A 19718-nucleotide genomic window follows, 5' to 3' on the forward strand; every position below is an offset into this window, starting at 1 on the left:
CTCTTCCCGCCGACGGGCAGCCCGTGGCTCCCAGCCAGTTTCTGTGGACAACCGTTGCGATGGCCGTCGCAATCGCCACCCTGCTCATCTTTAAAGACCATCGCATCCTTCGCCGGTTCACCTATATTTCGCTTATTGTCAGTGCTGTGCTGTTGCTTCTTCCGCTGACACCGCTCGGTGTGGAGATTAACGGGGCACGCATCTGGATCAACGTCGGAGTAGGAACCTTCCAGCCCGGAGAAGTGGCTAAGATCACCCTCGCTATATTCTTTGCCGGGTATCTATCCACGAACCGCGATTTGATCCTGCTGGCCGGGAAGAAGCTCGGCCCGCTTCAACTGCCACGGTTCAAGGACCTGGCACCGATGGTCGCGGCCTGGCTGGTCAGTATTGGCGTGCTGATATTTCAACGGGACCTTGGTTCGTCGATCCTGTTCTTTGGGCTGTTCATGGCCATGATCTACGTGGCAACCAGCCGATTCAGCTGGGTGCTGATCGGGCTGGCCATGATAGGCGTTGGCGGCTTTGTGGCCATGCAGTTGTTCAGCCATGTGGCCTTAAGGATCGACAGTTGGATTAATGCCTTTGACCCTGAGGTCTTCAACCGAAATCCCGGCGGCAGCGGCCAGGTAGTCCAAGGCCTGTTTGGGCTGGCAAGCGGCGGGCTCGTCGGTACGGGGTTTGGCGAAGGAAGACCGGATCTGGTGACCTACGCCAACAGCGACATGATCATCGCGGCGCTCGGCGAGGAACTTGGCTTGATTGGCCTGTTCGGGATCATTCTCTTGTACGTGTTGCTGGTATCACGCGGATTCCGTGCCGCCCTGGGTACCCGGGACGGCTTCGGGAAGCTGCTAGCCTGTGGGTTGTCCTTCACAATTGCACTTCAGTGTTTTGTAGTGATCGGCGGAGTTACCCGTCTCATCCCCCTCACAGGATTGACCACTCCCTTCATGTCTGCCGGTGGGTCATCCCTGCTGGCCAACTGGATCATCGTCGCCCTCTTGCTGCTGATCTCAGAGACGGCCAGGCGTCCAGCAGTCAAAGGGCCGGTCAAGGAGACCTTCCCTGAAGGAAAGGAAAGCCGCAATACGCCGGCAACTGACACCACCAGGGAGGTCAGCGCGTGAATCAGGCCATTCGGAGTTCTTGGATCGTGGCGTTAACGATGTTCGCCCTCGTCCTCGGGTCCCTCACCTTTGTCCAGTTCTTTGAGGCTGAAGCCCTCAGCGAAAATGACTGGAACAACCGGGCACTTTATCAGGACTTCGGTAAGGACCGCGGCTCCATCCTGGTGGATGGCACTCCCATCGCCGAATCCGTACCGTCGGACGACCAGTTCAACTTTCAACGTGTCTACGACCAGCCGGAAATGTATGCCCACCTGACCGGCTTCTTTTCTCTTGTTTACGGCTCGTCACAACTGGAAACAGCGATGAGCGAAGAGCTTTCCGGCAGCAGTGAGGAACTGTTCTTCGACAGAGTGGTCAGGCTTGTCTCTGGAGCACAGTCGCAGGGCGCTTCGGTCGAACTGACCATTGACCCCCAGATCCAGCAGCTCGCGTGGGACATGATTCCTGAGGGTCAGCAGGGTTCAATAGTGGTCATGGACCCGACCACTGGTGACATCATCGCCATGGTGTCCAAACCTGCATATGACCCGAATCTACTTGCCGGTCACGACTCCAACGAGGTTATCAACAACTTCGCGCAAATCGCTGACATTCCAAACCTTTCCATCTACTTCAATCCGGCGACAGAGTCCCTGGTCGCGCCCGGTTCGGTCTTCAAGCTGGTGGATGCAGCGGCTGCTCTGGAATCGGGCGAGTTTGATGCCGAATCGGTCATTCCCAATCCTCCAGTGCTTGAGCTGCCCGGAACGGACGCGGGGCTTCCCAACTTTACAAACGGCGGCTGCGCTTCGCGTACGGAAGCGGATCTTGAGTTCGCCTTGGAACAGTCCTGCAACACTCCGTTCGCCCAGATCGCCTGGGAGCTCGGACAGGAAGCCATCCTTGAGCAGGCTCAACGCTTTGGTTTCGGCGAGGGATTCCAAATGCCCGTGGATGTGACCGCGAGCCAATTCCCCACGGACATGGACCAAGCCCAACTGGCTCAGGCAGCGATCGGCCAGTTCAGCGTAGCTGTCACCCCTCTACAGATGGCCATGGTCAATGCGGCCATTGCCAACGACGGCGTTCTGATGAAGCCACAGTTGATTAAGACCGTGCGAGCTCCCGATCTGTCAGTGATTGAGGACCCTGAGCCTGAGGTCTTCCGCGAATCTCTGAGCGCTGAGAACGCCAACCTCATCACGGACTGGATGGTCAATGTCACCGAAAATGGCACGGCACAGCCAGCCGCCATTCCCGGCGTCGAGGTGGCGTCGAAGACGGGCACCGCGGAGGTGCCGGACCGCGCCACCAATGCCTGGTACACCGGCTTCGCCCCGGCTGACAATCCCGAGGTGGTGGTGTCCATCGTGATGCAGAACGTAGATGTGGCCACCGGCGCGCAATTAACTAGTCCAAACGCTAAGAGACTCATAGAGGCGGTGTTGAATAAGTGAGGCCTACATCGGGTATCACCTTAGGCGGCAGGTTCCAGCTCACTGATCGCATTGCCATTGGTGGCATGGGTGAGGTCTGGAAGGCCCGGGACCAAGTCCTGGGGCGAATTGTCGCCATTAAAATTCTCAAAGAGGAATATACCGGTGATCCTGGTTTCCTGAACCGCTTTCGGGCGGAGGCTCGTCACACCGCACTTCTCAATCATGAGGGTATTGCCAACGTCTTCGACTACGGCGAAGAAGGCGGCTCCGCCTACCTGGTGATGGAACTTGTTCCGGGTCAACCGCTCTCCACCATTATCGAGCGAGAGCAGATCCTTTCCCCGGACCGCGCCCTCTCGATTGTGGGCCAAACCGCCACTGCCTTGAGCGTCGCGCACCAGCAGGGCCTCGTCCACCGCGACGTCAAGCCGGGAAACCTGCTGATCCTTCCGGACGGTCGCGTGAAAATCACCGACTTTGGCATTGCCCGCATCGCCGACCAGGTACCGCTCACTGCGACCGGCCAGGTCATGGGCACCGCACAGTACCTCGCCCCCGAACAGGCCACCGGTCAGCCCGCTACTGGCTCCAGCGACATTTATGCCCTGGGTGTGATTGGTTACGAGATGCTCGCAGGCCGCAGGCCATTCTCGGGTGAGTCCCAGATTGCGATTGCACTGGCGCAGGTGAACGACGCACCTCCGGCGCTACCCGAAACAATTCCGACGCCGGTGCGCGCCCTGATTGCCTCAATGCTCGCCAAAGACCCTGCCGACCGCCCCGCGGATGCTGAGCTGTTGGCGCAGGCCGTAGCTGCAATCCGCCGCAATGACATCCGAGCTGCCGAAACAGCCGTTCCGGGAATGCTTCTGTTCAGTGGCAACACCGGGCCCATGACGGCCCCCGTCCCTGCGCCAACCAGCGCAACGCAGGCCGTGCCCGCCCCCTCAACGTCCGCCCTCCCCACGGTCGCTGCGGGAGCTGCCGGAGCCCGGGCAGTCGCCGCCTCCCGCGAATGGCGCGAAGAGGAAATCGACGAAGAACCGCAGGAAGAGGATGAGCGCAAAAGGAGTCCCTGGATCATCCCTCTGGTGATCCTGCTCATCCTGGCAGCCCTCACCGTGGCAGGCTTTCTCCTGTTTCCCCTGTTGACGGCTGGCGACGATGATCCCGTACCTCCACCCGCAAGCAGCACGTCTGCGAGTCCGTCGACCAGTGCAGCACCCTCACCGTCATCAAGCGAAGCGTCCGAGAGTCCCGCCCCAACCACACCGCAGCAAACCACGCCGGAAGGCATCGAGATCGACGCCGTCCAGTACAGGGGTCGTGATGTCGACCAAGTCGTCCAGGAGCTTTCAGATCTCGGACTCGCCGTCACCCGCGAGCCCGTATCTTCCGACGACGTCGGCGAGAACCTTGTCATTGATGTGGACCCGGTTGGCACCTTAGCGCCGGGATCCCCCGTCACTGTCACCTTCTCCACCGGCCCTGAGGCCCCAGCGACCGTAGCGATACCATCCGGTCTGGTTGGCGCCTCCGAGAGTGAGGCGCAGCAAACGCTGACCGAGGCGGGCTTCTCGTCCAGCAGCGCTGGCGAGGAATTCTCTGAGGAACCTGCCGGTACGGTTCTCTCCGTAAACCCAGCGGAGGGTACGGAAGTGGCACCTGGCACCAACGTGACCTACATAGTCTCCAGCGGTCCCGAGCCCACAACCGAACCGGCTCCATCCCCCACTACCACCACCCCGCCGCCACCGCCGCCGCCAAGTTCGGAACAGCCCTAGGGCCGCGTGAAAGGACAACCGGTGACCAGCGACAGAGTCCTGAATGGACGTTACGAAGTAGGTGAACTCATTGGCCGTGGAGGCATGGCCGATGTGCACCTCGGTCGTGACATCCGCCTGGGCAGGTCTGTGGCCATCAAGGTGCTTCGTCAGGATCTTGCCCGGGACCCGCTGTTCCAGTCGAGGTTCCGGCGGGAGGCCCAGGCTGTTGCCGGTTTGAACCACTCCACGATTGTTTCCGTGTATGACACCGGCGAGGAGGAGATCGAAGGACAGTCCGCCGACGACGTACGTGTTCCCTTCATTGTCATGGAGTATGTGGCGGGGCGCACGCTGCGCGATCTGCTCAGAGCAGGCGAGCTCACACTTGATGCATCCCTGCAACATGTTGTCGGTGTGCTCTCCGCGCTGGAATACAGCCACCGCGCCGGAATTGTTCACCGCGATATCAAGCCGGCCAACGTCATGATCACTCCTGAAGGCAACGTGAAGGTCATGGATTTTGGCATTGCCCGGGCCATCGCGGACTCGGCAGCAACCATGACCCAGACGCAGGCGGTTATTGGCACGGCACAGTATTTGTCGCCCGAGCAGGCGCGCGGGGAAACGGTTGATGCGCGCAGTGACCTCTATTCGGCGGGCTGCCTGCTCTACGAGTTGTTAGCCGGAAGGCCACCGTTCATTGGCGACAGTCCCGTCTCTGTTGCGTACCAGCACGTACGCGAGGAGCCAAAACCGGCGAGTGACTTCAATCCGAACGTTTCACGTGCCCTCGATTCCGTTCTGAAGCGGGCGCTCGAGAAGGACCGCGGGCACCGCTTTCAGGACGCGGTGTCGTTCCGTTCCGCTCTGGAGGACGCAAGCAAGGGAATAGCGCTCGACGGCGCGGCTGCAACCGAGGCAATGGCCACCCTCCCACCAACCAGACAGGTCAACGAGAACCCTCAAACCCGGGCCATGGCCAAGGTCCTTGCGGGCGGCAGCATGGCCAGCGTGCCGTCGACACCGGAAGAGACCACCACCGGTTCCATGCCAACTGCCTTGGCACTGGGGAACCGGGGGGAGGTTGACGACCATCAGCGTTCCAAACGGCGCGCATGGATTACCACCTTCTTCATCGCCGTCGCTCTGGTGTTGGCGGCCGGCGGCGTCGTGCTGTTCAATCTCCTGAATGCTCAGCCGGAGCCTCCTGTGCTCTCCGCCGTGCCGGCCGTGGAAGGAATGTCCGAAACTGAGGCCACCAATGCACTGACTGCGGAGGGATTGCGCCCGCAGCTCGAACCGGTGTTCCACGAAGAAGTTGCTTCCGGCATCGCCATCGGAACCGACCCGGCAACGGGCGCGGAGGTGGAGCCGGATGCCTTGGTGACTGTGGAAATATCCCGCGGACCAGCAAACAGGACCATTCCGGAGAATCTGGCCGGAATGACAGAATCTTCGGCTCGGGACGCTCTCGAATCCGCGGGTTTGCGCGGTGGAAGTGTGTCAGAGACCAACAGTGCGACTGTGCCTGCAGGCCGGGTCATCGCCACCGATCCTGCGCTGGGCGCCACTGTGCCTGTCGACTCGGAGGTGAACCTCGTCCTGTCCACCGGTCTGGTCACCGTTCCACGACTGATCAACCTCCCCGAAGACGAGGCAAGGGCCATCCTCGAGGATCCCGCACTGGGCCTGACGGTGAGGGTGGAAGATGTCGACAACACGGTTGTGGAGCCCGGAACAGTCACTGCCCAGGATCCCGTAGACGGCAGCGACGTTGCGCCAGGCAGCGAGATTGTCATCACCGTTGCCCGCGAACCGGAGCCCGAGGAGCCTAAGGAACCCGAGGAACCGGAGTCAACAGAATCAGCCAGCCCTCAGCCGACTCCGACTCCTACCCCCACTCCCACGGAGGAGCCGGAGGGACGTGGTCTGCTGGAGGGCCTCCTCGGCGGCTAGCCGTGCGAGATCAGCGGACTAAGGGTTGAGGACCGCTCGGCCGCTCCGGTCATTCCCAACGATTCGAGCCAGTTGCCCAGCATCCGGTACCCGCCTTCCGTCAAGACGGATTCCGGGTGGAACTGCACGCCGCACAACGGCGCCGTCCGGTGTTCCAGTCCCATGATGACTCCGCTGGCTGTCTGCGCGGTAACCCGCAGCTCGACCGGCACATCACCGACGGCGGCAAGCGAGTGATAGCGTGTTGCAGTCAGCGGCGACCCCAAGCCAAGGAATATGCTGCTTGCATCATGCTCCACCAATGAGGTCTTGCCGTGCATCAGTTCCGGGGCATGGGTCACCGTGCCGCCGTAGGCTTCGGCAAGTGCCTGATGTCCCAGGCACACGCCGAGCATTGGCTTGGCATGATCCCCACACCATCTGATCAGGTCCACACAGACGCCTGCCTCGGCTGGCGTGCCCGGCCCGGGCGATATGAGGACGCCGTCCCGCACCTCGGCGAGGGCAACGGCGTCAGCGAGCGTGACGTCGTCGTTCCTTACCACTGTAGTTTCGGCGCCCAACTCCTGAAGGTAGCCAACCAGCGTGTACACGAAGCTGTCGTAATTATCGACAACCAGAATCCGAGTGGTGTTGTTCATGGTGTTAACCGGAGCCAATCGTTGAATCGGTCAATGGGTTGAATTGTGAGAGCCATGGGAACACAAAGGTCATGAGCGCCGCAACCGCCGCGGCAATGAGCAGCACTGCGAAGATGATGCGGAGCCAGAGTGGCCCCGGCAGCAGCCTGAAGATCAGTGAGTACATCCTTATCCAACCTGCCCTGCGGCGCGCTCTACTTGCGCAGCAATTTCCGGCGGCGGTCCGGCCGAGGATGGTCGATAAGATTCCATCACCGCGTACGCGATAATTCGTTCCTGTGCTCCGAAGCGCGGGTTGCAGCTGGTCATCGTGAGGATGCGTTCGGTTGGCTCGGCGTCCGGCTGGGTGGGCACCGGAGCGAGCACGTCGACCCGGTCGGGGAGGACAATCTGATTGTTCCGGTACACATAAGTGTAATAACCGTCCCTGGTCTGTACATAGACCTTGTCTCCCGGCACCAGAGTGTGGATGTTGTCCAAGACCGCGCCGTTGGTCTGCCTGTGACCGGCGATCGCAAAGTTGCCCACCTGTCCGGGCATCGCGGTGTCCGGGTAATGACCAAGACCCAGATTGTCCAGCACATCAACGCCAACACCGCCGGTAACCGGCCGCGAGAAGTTCTCCCCGAAACGGGGAACGTACACCACTCCGAAGGTCTTTCCCGCAAATTCCGCGGCCGGCAGTACCGGCGGATCCGCCGCGTCAACAGCGATGTCCCCTTCGTCCGCCGAAGGCGCTTCCGGTGTCAGCGGAACCTCGATCCCGGAAAAGAAATCCTCGACCGCCTGCTCCTGCTTGATATCGGATTCAATATTGGTCCACCACAGTTCCCACGCGACAAACAGCAGAAGAACCACCCCGGCCGTGATCAGGAGTTCGCCGATCACCTGGAGTATGACCTGAAACAAGCTGCGGCGGCGTCGACGGTGGGGGCGCCCTGGGCGCTCCCGGGCCCGGTCGCGGCGCATCACGGCAGCGTTGCTGCTCAGCTCCGCCAATCCAACTCCCAACAGACAGATACGCCAACCCGCACCGGCGCAGCAGTTCTTTAGCTAGAATGAGCTGCTAGAACGTGCTGATGACAATGATCCTGTTTCAGGATAGCTTGTATGATCGCCGCGGTCAGAGCCCGTTTGACAGCTAACACAATGGCCAGCCGATATCAGCTGGCCCTTCAAGGAGGATCCGTGCCAGAGTCGAAGTCCCGCAAGAAGCCAAGTGAGTCAAGGACCCCGGCTTCCGCGGAACCCAAGCCGAACCCGGTCTGGTACAAGCCCGTCATGTTTGGTCTCATGCTGCTCGGCTTGGCCTGGATCATTACGTACTACGTATCCGAAGCACAGTTCCCCATCCCGTCCCTGGATTCCTGGAACATCGCGATCGGTTTCGGCATTGCCATTGTTGGGTTCCTGATGACCACGCGCTGGCGCTGACCGCCCTTCCCGGAATTATCTGCTGAGGGCAGATCTGCCTGCGGCAGAGAAACGACGCCAGCGCGCAAGCCCGGCGCAATGCTGGAGGCATGACACAACCAGATCAGCTCTCTGCAGGTCCGTTCGACGACCAACTCTCGCTTCGCCTGCTGCATCAAAGAATTGTTGTGCTTGGCTCAGAGGCGGACGACGCCGTAGCCAATCGCATCTGCTCGCAGCTCCTGCTGCTCTCCGCTGAGGACTCCTGCGCCGACGTCAGCCTCTACATCAACTCGCCGGGCGGCTCCGGGCGTGCAGGTTTGGCCATTTACGACACCATGCGGCTCATACCCAACGACGTCGGCACGCTCGCCATGCGCTTCGCGGCGAGCATGGGGCAGTTCCTCCTGTGCGCAGGCGCTGCCGGCAAAAGGTTCGCGCTTCCGCACACCCGAATCATGATGCACCAACCGTCGGCCGGTATCCGCGGCACCGCCGTGGACATCGAGATCCAGGCCGAGAACCTTGCGTATACCAAGACCCTGATGCACCAACTGCTTCCGGAACGAACTGGTCAGTCCATCGCCACCATTGCACGGGACAGCGACCGGGACCGCTGGTTTATTGCGGCGCAGACGCGGGACTACGGCATGGTTGACAATGTTGTGGAGTCCCTTGAGACAGTTCGCCCTGTGGCCGTTCATGCACGAGCGGGTGTATAGCCATGGCTTCCTAAACCATTCCCCAACGTGGTCGAACGCACGCCGATGGGTGAGCACACCTACGATGTTTCAGCCGGCTTCTGCGCGAACGCATCATTTTCGTGGGAACCGAAATTGACGGCGGCGTTGCGAACGTCATCATGGCACAGCTGATTCATCTGGAGTCGGACAGTCCGGACGTTGAAATCGGGCTCTACATTAATTCGGCGGGAGGATCCCACACCGCCCTGATGGCCATTTACGACACCATGCAGTTCATTAGACCGAACATCTCCACCATCTGCATGGGCCAGGCAGCCTCCGCGGCGGCATTACTGCTTGCGGCAGGCTCTCCGGGAAGGAGGTTCATCAGCAATCATGCAAGGGTGCTGTTGCACCAGCCCTCGGGCGGAAGCGAGGGCACCATTTCGGACCTGGCGCTGCAGGCTGACGAAGTGATGCGCGTGCGGTCACAGGTGGAGGAAGTGATAAGCAGACATACGGGCCAGAGCGTGGAGACGATGCGCCGGGACACCGACCGGGATAAAATCTTCAATGCCAGCGACGGCCTGGTGGACGGCATCCTGACACACAGGCCACGCTAGGCAACGAGCAGCATGGCCCGGGCGCCGAATCCTGGAGCCGGAGAGTTCTGTCTGCTGCCGGCGGAGGACAACTCAGTGTGCGTTGCACCCACCTGGTCCACCAGCAGACCGCCCAGTGCCGCGCACACTGCAGCCAGGACCTCCGACGACGGCTCCTTACGTCCTCGCCCTATTTCAGAGAGATACGAAGGCACGACGGCGGCGGGAACCTTATCTGCTGACGGCAGAAACAAGTCCAGCCCTAACCGATGGAGGCGAGTCCAAAGACGGCCGCGGCAATACTGAACCCCATGACGCCGATCGTTGTTTCCATAACTGTCCACGTCTTGAAAGTGGTCTTGACGTCCATATCCAGGAATCGGCCCACCAGCCAGAAACCTGAGTCGTTCACGTGGCTCACCACCACCGAACCCGCAGCAACCGCCACCACCAGAGCAGCGAGCTGGAAACCGTTGTAGTCGCCAGCCGCTATCGCCGGACTGACCAGGCCCGCCGCAGTAGTCAGTGCAACAGTCGCTGATCCTTGGGCAATCCGCAGGATTGCCGCGATCAGGAAGCCGGCCACAATCACGGGGATACCTAGATTGCCAAGGACACCTTCCAGCGCGGCTCCGATTCCGGACGAGCGCAGCACCCCGCCAAACATTCCGCCGGCCCCGGTGATGAGGATGACGGAGCAGACCGGGCCGAGCGCTGATTCCAGCACCTTCTCCAATACCGTTTTCTCAACTCCCCTCCGCCGGCCCAACACGTAGGCCGCTGTGAGGACTGCGATGAGGAGGGCCACCGGCGTTTCACCGATTGTGCGCAGGATCTGGAACCAGGCCTGGTCGCCTGCGCCTTCCGGCAGGATGCCCGCGACATTCAGTGCATTGAGACCGGTGTTGAGGAAGATCAGAATCAGCGGCAGGAGAAGGATCCAGAGGACCGTGCCGAAGTTCGGGGGGTTGGCTTCCTCCTCCGCAGCCGCCTTGCCCAGAATGTCCGGCACAGGCAGCACCAGACGCCGTCCCATCCACAGCCCGTAGAGGTATGAGGTCACGTACCAGGTGGGAATGGCGGCAACAAGACCCACCAGAATTACAAGTCCAACGTTGGCGCCAAAAAAATCGGCTGCGGCCACGGGTCCGGGATGGGGCGGAACAAAGATATGCATGACGGAGAACGCGCCTGCGGCCGGCAGACCGTAGATCAACACCCCGCCGCCAAGCCTCCGCGCGACGGAGAAAACCACGGGCAGCATGACCACGAGGCCGGCGTCGAAGAAAATCGGGAAGCCGAAGATCAAGGACGCAATGCCAAGGGCCAGCGGGGCACGCTTCTCCCCAAACTTGCCGATCAGGAAGTCGGCAAGCACTTTAGCTCCACCACTGATCTCAACCAAGCGGCCCAGCATCGCACCCAGGCCCACCAGCAGGGCAACGGTTGCCAAAGTGGATCCGAAGCCACTGGTCAGCACCGGCACCACCTGGTCCGCGGGTATACCGGTGGCAAAGGCGGTGATCAGGCTGATGATAATCAGGGCAACAAACGCGTGAATCCGCAGCCTAATGATGAGCAGCAGCAACACGGCGATGGCCGCTGCCGCAATGAGCAAAAGTGGTCCCGCACCGAGCGTTTGGGTCCAGCCTTCGATTTCCATAGATGAACTCCGTTAGGTGGAAGGTGTAAGTACGTTCTTAGCCGCGGGGGTGGAGGCCGAACTCCGAAAGAATGTGATCCGTGACTTCGTCCGGCGTCCCAGTGTTGTTGATCGTCATTCCGGGTTCACCGGCTTGGAGCGGTTCGAGCGTGCTCACCTGCGAAGGCAGCAGGGATTCGGGCATGAAGTGCCCGCTCCTTGTTTTCATTCGTTCCCGAATCAACTCCACATCTCCAAGGAGGTGGACAAACCGCACGTCGCCATCGGCCTGGGTCAAGACGTTTCGATAGGTCCGCTTAAGTGCCGAGCAAGTGACGATCGTGCTTTCGGATTGCCCGGTCTTGCTGGTCATCCACTCCTGAATAGAGGTGAGCCAGGGCCAGCGGTCTTCATCGGTAAGTGCCGTTCCCTCAGTCATCTTGCCGATGTTCTCCACGGAGTGGAATTCATCGGCTTCCGCGTAGGTCCAACCGAGCTTCCTGGACAGCAGTGAAGCAATGGTGGTCTTGCCGGACCCGGAGATACCCATGATCACCAGATGATGCGCGTTGCTTGCCATGTATGCTCCTCGACTTCCTTGTCGCCAGTTCCTGATCGTTGCCGCACACAGGCAGCCGGACGGGACTTTCTGCTGTGACCCGATAAAAGGTATCACCTTTTGTGTGCCCTAAGGTACTACCTTTCCGATTTCTCCCCTATCCTTAGTTCATCCACGGTGCGGAGGAAGGAAAAGCATGACGGCGCAGTCCTCCGGTACAACAGTTATCGCCGAAGTGATGTACAGCCGCATCATCGATGCGCTCGGCAGGGACATTGTGGAGGACCGGCTACCGGCTGGCGAGCGCCTGACCATCGACGGGCTACAGCGGCGCTTTGGCGTTTCCCGAACGGTGGTCCGCGACTGCATGCGCATTCTGGAATCAATGAACCTGGTGTTCTCGAAGCGTCGGGTTGGCATAGTGGTGCAGCCGGCAGAGCAATGGAACGTGTACGACGCGCGGGTCATCCGATGGCGTCTGGAAGGCACCTCCCGTGCACAACAGTTCCACAGCCTAACGGAACTGCGCTGTGCCGTTGAACCGCTGGCCGCGGCAGGTGCCGCCCGCAACGCAACAGCGGCACAGCGCGCCGTCGTCGTTGATTTGGCCACACAACTTCGCAGGCTTGGCGAAGCCGGCGCCCTCGAAGAGTTCATGGCGGTGGATATCGAGTTCCACGCACTGTTGCTCGCAGCCAGCGGCAACGAAATGTTCTCTGCCCTGGACCAAGTAGTGGCCGAGGTGCTTCGGGGGCGGACGCACCAGGGTCTGATGCCACACAATCCGAGGGAACATGCACTAGCCACGCACACAGCTGTCGCCGAAGCCGTGAGTGCCGGCAATGCTCCAGCGGCGGAAGCGCAGATGAGGCAGCTCCTCGCGGAAGTACGGGAAGCGATCACTTGATCGGTGCCCCCGTACGATTGCTGGAAGTGAAGACAGACACCCGAATACATCAGCAGGGAGGATAAGCGTGGACCAGCACTACCCGCGGCCTCCTGCGGAACCAATGGCCGACGGCGTCCGTGGCTAGAGCGGGAGGCCGCGCGAATATTTCCCGGGCAGCCGTTCTGGTCACCGGATTGACCGCTATCTCGACACTGCTGGGCTTTGTGCGGGATGTCGTCATTGCCGCGGTTTTTGGGGCGGGTGCCGCGCTGGACGCCTATCTGGTTGCTCAGGGCCTCATGAACATTGTCCTCGGCCTGATCGCGTACGCAATGGCCCGTGCCGCTACACCGGTAATTGCCCGGGAGGCGGCCAAAGAAAAGGATGGCTGTGCCGGCCACCCCGGCTTCGACGTGGCCATCACCATGACAATGGTGGTCCTCGGGATAGGTGGCGTCGTGATGGGAGTCTTCGCCCGCCCGGTGACCGCGGTCATTGCTCCGGGATTCGACGGCGGCCAAGCGGACACGGCCGCACATCTGACGCGCATAGTGCTAATTGCCACGGTCCTGATTGCCGGAACCGATCTGCTGGCCTCGCTCTCACAGGCACACGGGCGATTTGCCTGGTCCTCGCTGCAGGGAGTTCCGTTCAACGTCATCATGATTGGTGCCGCAGCGCTCTTCGGTCCGCAGTACGGGATCACTGCGCTCGCTGTCGGATTTGTTGTTGGATCAGGCGCGCGCCTCCTGTTGCAACTGCCGCCTCTGCGTTCGCTGGGAACCAAGGTACGGCCACGGGTGAACCTGCGCGATCCGGGGTTTCGGGAGATCGCGCGGCTTGTACCGGCGCTGCTGGTGGGCAGCGCGATCGGAAATATCAACACCCTGGTTGACCGCGCCGTCGGGTCGACTCTCGACGAGGGTGCCATCACCGCCCTGTCGTATGGCTGGCGGCTCGTCAACCTTCCGGAAACGCTGCTCATCGCCTCGCTCCTGGTTCCGCTTTATCCGGCCCTGAGCGCGTCGGCCGGCAACATGACGGAGGTCAAACGCCTGGTTGGGCGCGGCTTGTCGGTGACGGTGACGGTGCTGGTTCCGCTCTGCCTGATCCTGGCGATCGCATCCCGCCCGTTGGCGGAACTCACTTTCGGCCGTGGCGCCTTCAGCGCTGATGATATCGACGCCACCGCGACCGCCGTACTTTGGTATACGCCCGCGCTCCTTGCGCTCGGGTGCCGACAGGTGATTGTCAGCGCCTCTTACGCAATCGGGGACTCCCGGGCCCCGGTGCTCGTGGCGGTATTTGCCATGATCATCAACGTTGCGGGAGATATTCTGCTGGCTCCCATCATGGGAATCGCAGGCATTGCCCTCGCTACCAGTGCGTCCCTGGGCGGAGCGGCACTTGCCAATGGCTGGTTGCTCCATCGGAGGCACGGCGGGCTTGATCTGCGGGCTTCAACCGGGCTTCTTGTAAGGGCCGCCGGTCTAGCCGTCATCTCCGGTGGCGCAGGCTACGGTCTCCTGGCCTTGCTTGCAGACGGCCCTGCGCTCATCACAGTGGGCGCGGTGGGCCTCGCTGTGTGCGGCCTGTACGCGGTTGGCTTGATTCTCCTACGGGCTCCTGAGCGTCTTCTTCCGTTCGAAATGGTCCGGGCAGCCCGCGCGAGGTAAGCCGGTGAGCCTCAGCTGCCCGGCTTCCCGGCTTTCTTCTCAAACGGGTTCAACCTGCTCGTTGCAAGGTGCAGTGTGGGGCCGAGATCTCGCGCTGCCCAGACGCTGTGACGGGCACCTCTTGCCCAGCGCAAGGTGTCGATCACGTCGAGAGCCAGGCCGCCGCGACGTTCCACACCCGCCCGGCGAAGATCCCCCGCCGCCCACGAATAGCGGACACCGGTTCGTGCGTCCGGCAGATCCTGCACCTTCTCTCCGAGAACCAGTCGTCCCCAGGTGTCAGCCAATCCCGGCCGGGCGTAGTTGGCCAGAGCCATCGAGCCAAAGAACCTTCCGTTCAGATCGATCAGGTGAGGAACCCCGCTGTCGTCGGTCAGGAACTGCAACTCCACCAACCCCCACCAGCCAAGATCCTCTAAAAGTACTTCGACCTTGCTGGCAAGTTCATCGTCGACGGCTATAGTCTGGGCCCGTGTCGAGGCGCCATTGGGGGTTGGCCACAACCGTGACGTTACCTGCTGTACGCGCCCGTCGAGGCGGCCATCGTGGAAGACGCCGATCAGGGCTCCCAGATGTCCGCTGATTGGTTGTTGGAGAACGGGGTCAGCACCCGCCTGACGGATGAGATCGATTCTCTGAGCGGCGGAGCCGATATTAGGGAAGAGTCTCGCCTCGATGCGGTGGGGCCGGGTTTGGCCGGGTTCCCAGTGCGCACGGCATTTGACCACCACCGCACCGTTCCAGTCCGCGATCGCCTCCCTCGTTGCTGCTTCTGTGCGGGGAGCGGCCAGTCCGGCAGCCTGCGCTCGCTTGGCAAGCTCCAACTTGTCGAGTGCGGCCAGCACTACATCGATGTCGGGATGCGCAACCGGAGCCGGGATGTGCGTGCGGAAGGCAGAAAGAGCCGCCATCCAATCGTCGCCGCCGCCAAACACAACGTCGTAGGACCCCGCCTTCACAGCCCGGATCACACCGTCCACAAATGCGTCACAGCTGTTCCGGGGCTTTGGAACCACATAGGTTTCCCCACAGGCACTCGACGAACCCAGCATGCCACCGCCGTCGGGAGTGCCGACGCCCACAATCCAACCGTGTTGCCGCATGGATCTGGCCGCTGCCAGGGCCCCGCGGTCTCGTCCCGTGCTGACGATCAGGGCGCGACGTTCTCCGTTGCTTTGACTCATCCCATCGGCTGGCGGACCGGACCGGCTTGGGTTTTCACCTGTGAACTTCTTCAACCGTTTCCCTGCACTCGTCGTGACGCTGATACTGGAACAACATCAGTGTTTTGGCGGCTCTTGTGGAACTCTACCGTCCGTGTGACGTGCTCTCGCGGAGGTGGTGACTCACGGGCGCGGGACGGTGGTTCCAGCCTACAAAGACAAGATGAGATCCACATGAGACGGATCACTCTCGGACTATTCGGTCCCATTGCGCGCGCTCCTGTACACACGTTGTGCACCAACTTATCCACAGCTGTGGGTAACTTCTTGGGTCTCAAGTATTTTTCCGCACAAGCACCCGCGAACGATATCCACACCTGTGGAATTACATGTGTGTAAGTTATCCCCGTTGTTGATAAGTGCTGTGGATAATTACAGGATGGACACGAGTGATGCTCCGATTAACGTCAGGATGATCAGTACAACCGTCAGGGCACCGAGCCCGCCCCAATGAATCAGAGGACGATTCCTGCCCTTGGGGGCATAAGCAATGATGGCGGCGGCGGCTCCACCGGCAAGAAGGCCGCCAAGGTGCGCCTGCCAGGAGATTCCTTGGACCACAAACCCCAGCACTCCGTTGATCGCTATGAGGACCACCAGTTGCCGAACATCCCCGCCGCGCCGCTTCTGGACAATGAACATGGCACCAAACAGCCCAAATACCGCTCCTGAGGCGCCCACCACTCCCTGCAGCGGGTTGGATAGCAGCAGCACTGCCACTGATCCACCGAATGCTGAGATCAGATAAAGGCTGAGAAACCGCGCGCGACCCAACAGGGGTTCCAGGGCCTGGCCCATGATCCACAGCGCATACATGTTGAACGCGATGTGCAGCAGGAAACCAGTGGAGTGAAGGAACGCTGCGGTAATCATGCGCCACGGCTCCGGTGAGACCAGCTCCGATGTGTAGATGCCGGCGTACGCCAGGGCATCTGTTATTCCCGGGACCGCCATCTGACCCAGAAACAGGATGGCGCAGGCGCCAATGAGGGTAAAGGTGACAATTGGCCTGCCCTGCCGGGCCACTCCGCCAAAGATTGTCTTGTGTGCGGGCGCGTCTCGTTGAGCTTCGCGGACACAGTCCACGCACTGAATCCCGACGGCCGCCGGACGTTGGCATTCGGGGCAGGTAGGCCTGCCGCACCGCTGGCATCGCACATAGCTCACCCGGTCAGGGTGGCGCGGGCACACGGGAACATCGCCGTCCGGCTGGCCAGCCGGGATTCCATAGGACATGGGTCCCTTATGCCTGTTCCACGGTGATTGCGCTAACTACCACATCTTCAAGAGGCTTGTCACGCATATCCGTGGAAATCGCATTTAATTGATCAACAATGGCGCGTGATGCCTCGTCGGTCACGTCACCGAAGATGGTGTGCTTACCCTGCAACCACGTGGTGGGCACTGACGTAATGAAGAATTGTGACCCATTGGTGCCGCGGCCGCCCTGCAGACCTGCGTTGGCCATGGCCAACTTGTACGGCTCCGTGAAGTCGAGGTCGGGGTTGATCTCGTCGTCGAACTTGTAACCTGGTCCTCCAACTCCCTGGCCCAGTGGGTCCCCGCCCTGAATCATGAAGTCCTTGATCACCCGGTGGAAAATGGTTCCACTGTAGAGGGGCTCCTTGCTTTCCTTTCCCGTCTCCGGGTGGGTCCAGGCGATGGCGCCCGTGGCGAGACCCGTAAAATTCTTCACGGTCTTAGGAGCGTGGTTTCCGAATAGGTTGACCTTGATGTCGCCGATGTTGGTGTGAATGGTTGCATATGCTGTTGGGATAGCTGTCATAGCCTCATTCTTCCACGCGGGTCCGTTCATTCCAGCGGAATGACAGGGTTCCGCGCACAGTGAAAAATCCTGTGAAAACGCCTGATGAATAGCACGCACCCCCGATTCCACGTAGGCTGACCATGACGAGTCACTATCCCGGGAGGTAGTTGTGAAGAAAACTGAACGAATTGCCCGCGACATTGAAGACAATGTTGTGTCGGGAGTTGAATCCGCAAGGGATTGGGCAGCACCACGGGTGGATGCAGCGCTCGGTTGGGCTGTTCCGCGGATTGAAAAAGGCATAGAAACTGCGTCACCCAGAATCCAGGATGGTGTCCGCAGGGCTGCCCACGGACTCTCGGATGGCATCGCCACCGTGACTCCAAAAATCCAGGATGGCTTGGACCGGGTAGCGCCAAGGATCTCGCAGGTGGTCGATGACACCACCCCACGGATCCAACACGCACGGGACAGGGTTGTGGATGATTACATTCCTGCCTTCTCCCATCGGCTGGGCGATGCCGCTGACTCCGCTTCGCGCGGCCTGGCGGCTGCCACGGTTCCCGCTTCAGTGACCAAGGCCGTTGCCAAAGTCACCGGCGACAAAAAAGCGGTCAAGCGGGCCCAGAAGGCCGCGGCAGAGGCGGCCAAGCGCGCAGCAAAGGAATTGAAGCGTAACCGGAAGAGTGGCGGCAAGGGCTGGCTGGTTTTCGGAATTATCGCAGCTGCCGTAACGGCAGGCGTCNGGAATTATCGCAGCTGCCGTTACTGCAGGCGTCGCAGTCTGGCGTGCATCCAAGCCTGTTGAGGATCCTTGGAAGACCCCCGCGCCGGTCGACGGCAAGCCAGCGTCGGCGCCAACACACAAAGAGGACTCCAAGGATGCCGTGGCAAACATAAAGGAAGCTGCGGACCGGGCCGCGGCAAAGACCTCGACCGTGGCGGAGTCCGTTGCCGAGGCCACTAAGTCAGCCGGAGTCAAAGCAGCCGATAAGGTCAAGCAGTCAACCGAAGCCACGAAAGATGCCACCAAGTAACACCGGCATTCTTCGAAAGAGCGGGAAAGTAGTCCTCCGGGACTATCTTTCCCGCTCTTTCGATGTCCGGCGGTCCTGTTGACGCGCTACGGTGATAGATTTACCGCCGTGTACCCTGCAAAACCTACGGTCTCCATTGTGATTCCGGCCTTCAATGAGGAAAGCGTCATTCGGCAGTGCCTCATCGGCGCAATCTATCAATCGATTCCCGCGCACGAGATTATTGTGGTGAATAACCGCTCCATCGACCATACGGGCGCAATCGTCCGGCAGATGCAATTGGAGTATCCCGAAAGTCCCATCCAGCTCCTCGAGCAGTCGGACACTCAGGGTCTGATTCCCACCCGAAACTTCGGATTGAACCACGCAACCGGTGATGTCATCGGTCGGATAGACGCCGACTCCGTGCTGGAACCGGACTGGGTGGAAACCGTCCAAGGTGGGTTCGCTGATCCGGAGGTGGCCGCCGCAACAGGTCCAGTGGTCTACTACGACATGCCCATGCGACGTTGGGGCCTGAAGGCGGACGACAAGATGCGCCAGCTTGTGCTGAAACTGGCAAGGAATCAGTACCACTTTCTCTTTGGCTCAAACATGGCGCTGCGCAGAACTGCCTGGGAAAGTATTCGGGAGAACACCTGCCTGGATGAACGGGATGAGATGCACGAGGATATCGACATTTCGCTGCACCTCGCCGAACAGGACCTCACCATACGGTACATACCCACAATGGTAAGTGGGATGTCGGCCCGCCGTCTGGAAGATTCACCCAAGGACTACCGGTATTACGTCAACCGATTTGACCGCACGTACAAAGCTCACGAGATCAACAAACGCGTGTTGAAAGTACCCATGATCATCTTCATGTCCATCTACTACCCCATGAAAATGATTCGCGCTGTCCATTCCGCCCGTATGGGACGCGGTGGGGTGGCCTAGCCGTTCACGATCCGCCCAGCGCGGGGGAGTTGCGTCACGGACTCCTGGGCCGTTACCGATCACCTGATGCGACCCTGATCAACATCGACTGTTAAATACGTGAGTCCCGGCCGTTACGGCCGGGACTCACATCTTTCGGTGGAGGCACGGGGACTCGAACCCCGAACCCCCTGCTTGCAAAGCAGGTGCGCTACCAATTGCGCCATGCCCCCGAAAATAGGACCTGTCCAGTATAACCTGACCCGGAGGCCGAACCGAAAATTGGTTCAGCTCCCAATCCTAGTCAACCGTGTCGGTCGCCTTACTCCATACTGCTTTTTCCTTCTCGGAATCCTGCCACCGCTTGTAGGCGAAAACCCCTGCGATCGCAGCT

Annotated in this window: 21 protein-coding genes and 1 tRNA gene; 11 read left to right on the forward strand and 11 right to left on the reverse strand. The window is 60.7% G+C overall.

The window, feature by feature from the left end:
- From Y708_RS24390 to pknB, 4 genes are all read left to right on the forward strand, one after another.
- Positions 1 to 1130, forward strand: a 1130-nt coding sequence (locus Y708_RS24390; RefSeq protein WP_081746709.1) for an FtsW/RodA/SpoVE family cell cycle protein, incomplete at its 5' end; no start/stop codon positions are given.
- Entirely contained in the window at positions 1127 to 2569 is a 1443-nt protein-coding gene (locus tag Y708_RS0110985) for a peptidoglycan D,D-transpeptidase FtsI family protein (protein WP_028279975.1), read from the forward strand. The genes Y708_RS24390 and Y708_RS0110985, both read left to right, overlap by 4 nt.
- The gene (locus Y708_RS24395) at positions 2566 to 4335 is read left to right on the forward strand and encodes a protein kinase domain-containing protein (RefSeq protein WP_051478911.1); all 1770 of its coding nucleotides are present in this window, start codon (positions 2566 to 2568) and stop codon (positions 4333 to 4335) included. Before Y708_RS0110985 ends, Y708_RS24395 begins: the two co-directional genes overlap by 4 nt.
- Positions 4336 to 4356: 21 nt before the next feature.
- Positions 4357 to 6273, forward strand: coding sequence for a Stk1 family PASTA domain-containing Ser/Thr kinase (gene pknB / locus Y708_RS24400; RefSeq protein ID WP_051478912.1), 1917 nt, complete (start codon positions 4357 to 4359; stop codon positions 6271 to 6273).
- On the opposite strand, the gene Y708_RS0111000 is transcribed toward pknB, so the two are convergent.
- The 3 genes from Y708_RS0111000 to Y708_RS0111010 are packed head-to-tail and all read right to left on the reverse strand — an operon-like array spanning position 6270 to position 7883.
- Positions 6270 to 6914 carry an anthranilate synthase component II gene (locus tag Y708_RS0111000; RefSeq protein ID WP_028279976.1) on the reverse strand — a complete coding sequence of 215 codons (645 nt, stop codon included), beginning with the start codon at positions 6912 to 6914 and terminating at the stop codon, positions 6270 to 6272. The two genes, pknB and Y708_RS0111000, sit on opposite strands and share 4 nt — an antisense overlap.
- A 4-nt stretch (positions 6915 to 6918) precedes the next feature.
- On the reverse strand, positions 6919 to 7080 hold the full coding sequence (locus Y708_RS30165) for a hypothetical protein (RefSeq protein ID WP_028279977.1): 162 nt from the start codon (positions 7078 to 7080) through the stop codon (positions 6919 to 6921).
- A 2-nt stretch (positions 7081 to 7082) separates the two neighbouring features.
- Positions 7083 to 7883 carry a class E sortase gene (locus Y708_RS0111010; protein ID WP_051478916.1) on the reverse strand — a complete coding sequence of 267 codons (801 nt, stop codon included), beginning with the start codon at positions 7881 to 7883 and terminating at the stop codon, positions 7083 to 7085.
- A gap of 219 nt (positions 7884 to 8102) precedes the next feature.
- On the opposite strand from Y708_RS0111010, the gene Y708_RS0111015 reads away from it, so the two are divergent.
- The 3 genes from Y708_RS0111015 to Y708_RS24405 all read left to right on the forward strand — a co-directional run bounded on the left by Y708_RS0111015 (position 8103) and on the right by Y708_RS24405 (position 9633).
- Complete coding sequence (locus Y708_RS0111015; RefSeq protein ID WP_028279979.1) at positions 8103 to 8348, forward strand: cell division protein CrgA; 246 nt, start codon at positions 8103 to 8105, stop codon at positions 8346 to 8348.
- Positions 8349 to 8437: 89 nt separating this feature from the next.
- Complete coding sequence (locus tag Y708_RS0111020) at positions 8438 to 9049, forward strand: ClpP family protease (protein ID WP_028279980.1); 612 nt, start codon at positions 8438 to 8440, stop codon at positions 9047 to 9049.
- A gap of 101 nt (positions 9050 to 9150) precedes the next feature.
- A complete protein-coding gene (locus Y708_RS24405; protein WP_253905776.1) occupies positions 9151 to 9633 on the forward strand; it encodes an ATP-dependent Clp protease proteolytic subunit in 483 nt (160 codons plus the stop codon).
- On the opposite strand, the gene Y708_RS31040 is transcribed toward Y708_RS24405, so the two are convergent.
- The 3 genes from Y708_RS31040 to Y708_RS0111040 are packed head-to-tail and all read right to left on the reverse strand — an operon-like array spanning position 9630 to position 11834.
- Positions 9630 to 9827 carry a hypothetical protein gene (locus Y708_RS31040; RefSeq protein WP_343212965.1) on the reverse strand — a complete coding sequence of 66 codons (198 nt, stop codon included), beginning with the start codon at positions 9825 to 9827 and terminating at the stop codon, positions 9630 to 9632. The genes Y708_RS24405 and Y708_RS31040 overlap by 4 nt on opposite strands.
- A 47-nt stretch (positions 9828 to 9874) precedes the next feature.
- Positions 9875 to 11275, reverse strand: a complete 1401-nt coding sequence (locus Y708_RS0111035; RefSeq protein ID WP_028279981.1) for a GntP family permease — start codon at positions 11273 to 11275, stop codon at positions 9875 to 9877.
- 37 nt (positions 11276 to 11312) lie between these two features.
- On the reverse strand, positions 11313 to 11834 hold the full coding sequence (locus Y708_RS0111040; RefSeq protein WP_028279982.1) for a gluconokinase: 522 nt from the start codon (positions 11832 to 11834) through the stop codon (positions 11313 to 11315).
- Positions 11835 to 12009: 175 nt separating this feature from the next.
- Between Y708_RS0111040 and Y708_RS0111045 the strand changes: the two genes are divergently transcribed.
- Both Y708_RS0111045 and murJ read left to right on the forward strand, forming a co-directional pair.
- Positions 12010 to 12720 carry a FadR/GntR family transcriptional regulator gene (locus tag Y708_RS0111045; RefSeq protein ID WP_028279983.1) on the forward strand — a complete coding sequence of 237 codons (711 nt, stop codon included), beginning with the start codon at positions 12010 to 12012 and terminating at the stop codon, positions 12718 to 12720.
- A 119-nt stretch (positions 12721 to 12839) separates the two neighbouring features.
- Complete coding sequence (gene murJ, locus Y708_RS0111050) at positions 12840 to 14378, forward strand: murein biosynthesis integral membrane protein MurJ (RefSeq protein WP_028279984.1); 1539 nt, start codon at positions 12840 to 12842, stop codon at positions 14376 to 14378.
- Positions 14379 to 14389: 11 nt separating this feature from the next.
- Here the strand turns inward: murJ and Y708_RS0111055 are convergent, their stop codons facing one another.
- The 3 genes from Y708_RS0111055 to Y708_RS0111065 all read right to left on the reverse strand — a co-directional run bounded on the left by Y708_RS0111055 (position 14390) and on the right by Y708_RS0111065 (position 17387).
- Complete coding sequence (locus Y708_RS0111055; protein WP_028279985.1) at positions 14390 to 15562, reverse strand: ATP-grasp domain-containing protein; 1173 nt, start codon at positions 15560 to 15562, stop codon at positions 14390 to 14392.
- Positions 15563 to 15973: 411 nt separating this feature from the next.
- A complete protein-coding gene (locus Y708_RS0111060; RefSeq protein ID WP_028279986.1) occupies positions 15974 to 16837 on the reverse strand; it encodes a rhomboid family intramembrane serine protease in 864 nt (287 codons plus the stop codon).
- A 7-nt stretch (positions 16838 to 16844) separates the two neighbouring features.
- Positions 16845 to 17387, reverse strand: coding sequence for a peptidylprolyl isomerase (locus Y708_RS0111065; RefSeq protein WP_028279987.1), 543 nt, complete (start codon positions 17385 to 17387; stop codon positions 16845 to 16847).
- An 869-nt stretch (positions 17388 to 18256) separates the two neighbouring features.
- On the opposite strand from Y708_RS0111065, the gene Y708_RS29140 reads away from it, so the two are divergent.
- Both Y708_RS29140 and Y708_RS0111075 read left to right on the forward strand, forming a co-directional pair.
- A complete protein-coding gene (locus Y708_RS29140; RefSeq protein WP_155853818.1) occupies positions 18257 to 18406 on the forward strand; it encodes a hypothetical protein in 150 nt (49 codons plus the stop codon).
- Positions 18407 to 18514: 108 nt separating this feature from the next.
- Positions 18515 to 19345 (forward strand): glycosyltransferase family 2 protein, encoded by an 831-nt coding sequence (locus tag Y708_RS0111075; protein WP_028279988.1) that lies wholly within the window; start codon positions 18515 to 18517, stop codon positions 19343 to 19345.
- Positions 19346 to 19484: 139 nt separating this feature from the next.
- Here Y708_RS0111075 and Y708_RS0111080 read toward each other — a convergent pair.
- Both Y708_RS0111080 and Y708_RS30425 read right to left on the reverse strand, forming a co-directional pair.
- A tRNA-Ala gene (locus Y708_RS0111080) sits at positions 19485 to 19557 on the reverse strand.
- A gap of 67 nt (positions 19558 to 19624) precedes the next feature.
- Entirely contained in the window at positions 19625 to 19711 is an 87-nt protein-coding gene (locus Y708_RS30425) for a DLW-39 family protein (RefSeq protein WP_253905778.1), read from the reverse strand.
- Positions 19712 to 19718: the final 7 nt, after the last annotated feature.

Origin of the sequence: Arthrobacter sp. H5 (genome assembly GCF_000520595.1) — a bacterium.
Lineage (GTDB): Bacteria > Actinomycetota > Actinomycetes > Actinomycetales > Micrococcaceae > Arthrobacter_D.

Coding starts and splice junctions, on each gene's coding strand:
- Y708_RS0111000 (WP_028279976.1), bottom strand. CDS start 6,914: ATGAACAACACCACTCGGATTCTGGTTGTCGATAATTACGACAGCTTC.
- Y708_RS30165 (WP_028279977.1), bottom strand. CDS start 7,080: ATGTACTCACTGATCTTCAGGCTGCTGCCGGGGCCACTCTGGCTCCGC.
- Y708_RS0111010 (WP_051478916.1), bottom strand. CDS start 7,883: ATGCGCCGCGACCGGGCCCGGGAGCGCCCAGGGCGCCCCCACCGTCGA.
- Y708_RS0111020 (WP_028279980.1), top strand. CDS start 8,438: ATGACACAACCAGATCAGCTCTCTGCAGGTCCGTTCGACGACCAACTC.
- Y708_RS0111035 (WP_028279981.1), bottom strand. CDS start 11,275: ATGGAAATCGAAGGCTGGACCCAAACGCTCGGTGCGGGACCACTTTTG.
- Y708_RS0111040 (WP_028279982.1), bottom strand. CDS start 11,834: ATGGCAAGCAACGCGCATCATCTGGTGATCATGGGTATCTCCGGGTCC.
- Y708_RS0111045 (WP_028279983.1), top strand. CDS start 12,010: ATGACGGCGCAGTCCTCCGGTACAACAGTTATCGCCGAAGTGATGTAC.
- Y708_RS0111055 (WP_028279985.1), bottom strand. CDS start 15,562: ATGAGTCAAAGCAACGGAGAACGTCGCGCCCTGATCGTCAGCACGGGA.
- Y708_RS0111060 (WP_028279986.1), bottom strand. CDS start 16,837: ATGTCCTATGGAATCCCGGCTGGCCAGCCGGACGGCGATGTTCCCGTG.
- Y708_RS0111065 (WP_028279987.1), bottom strand. CDS start 17,387: ATGACAGCTATCCCAACAGCATATGCAACCATTCACACCAACATCGGC.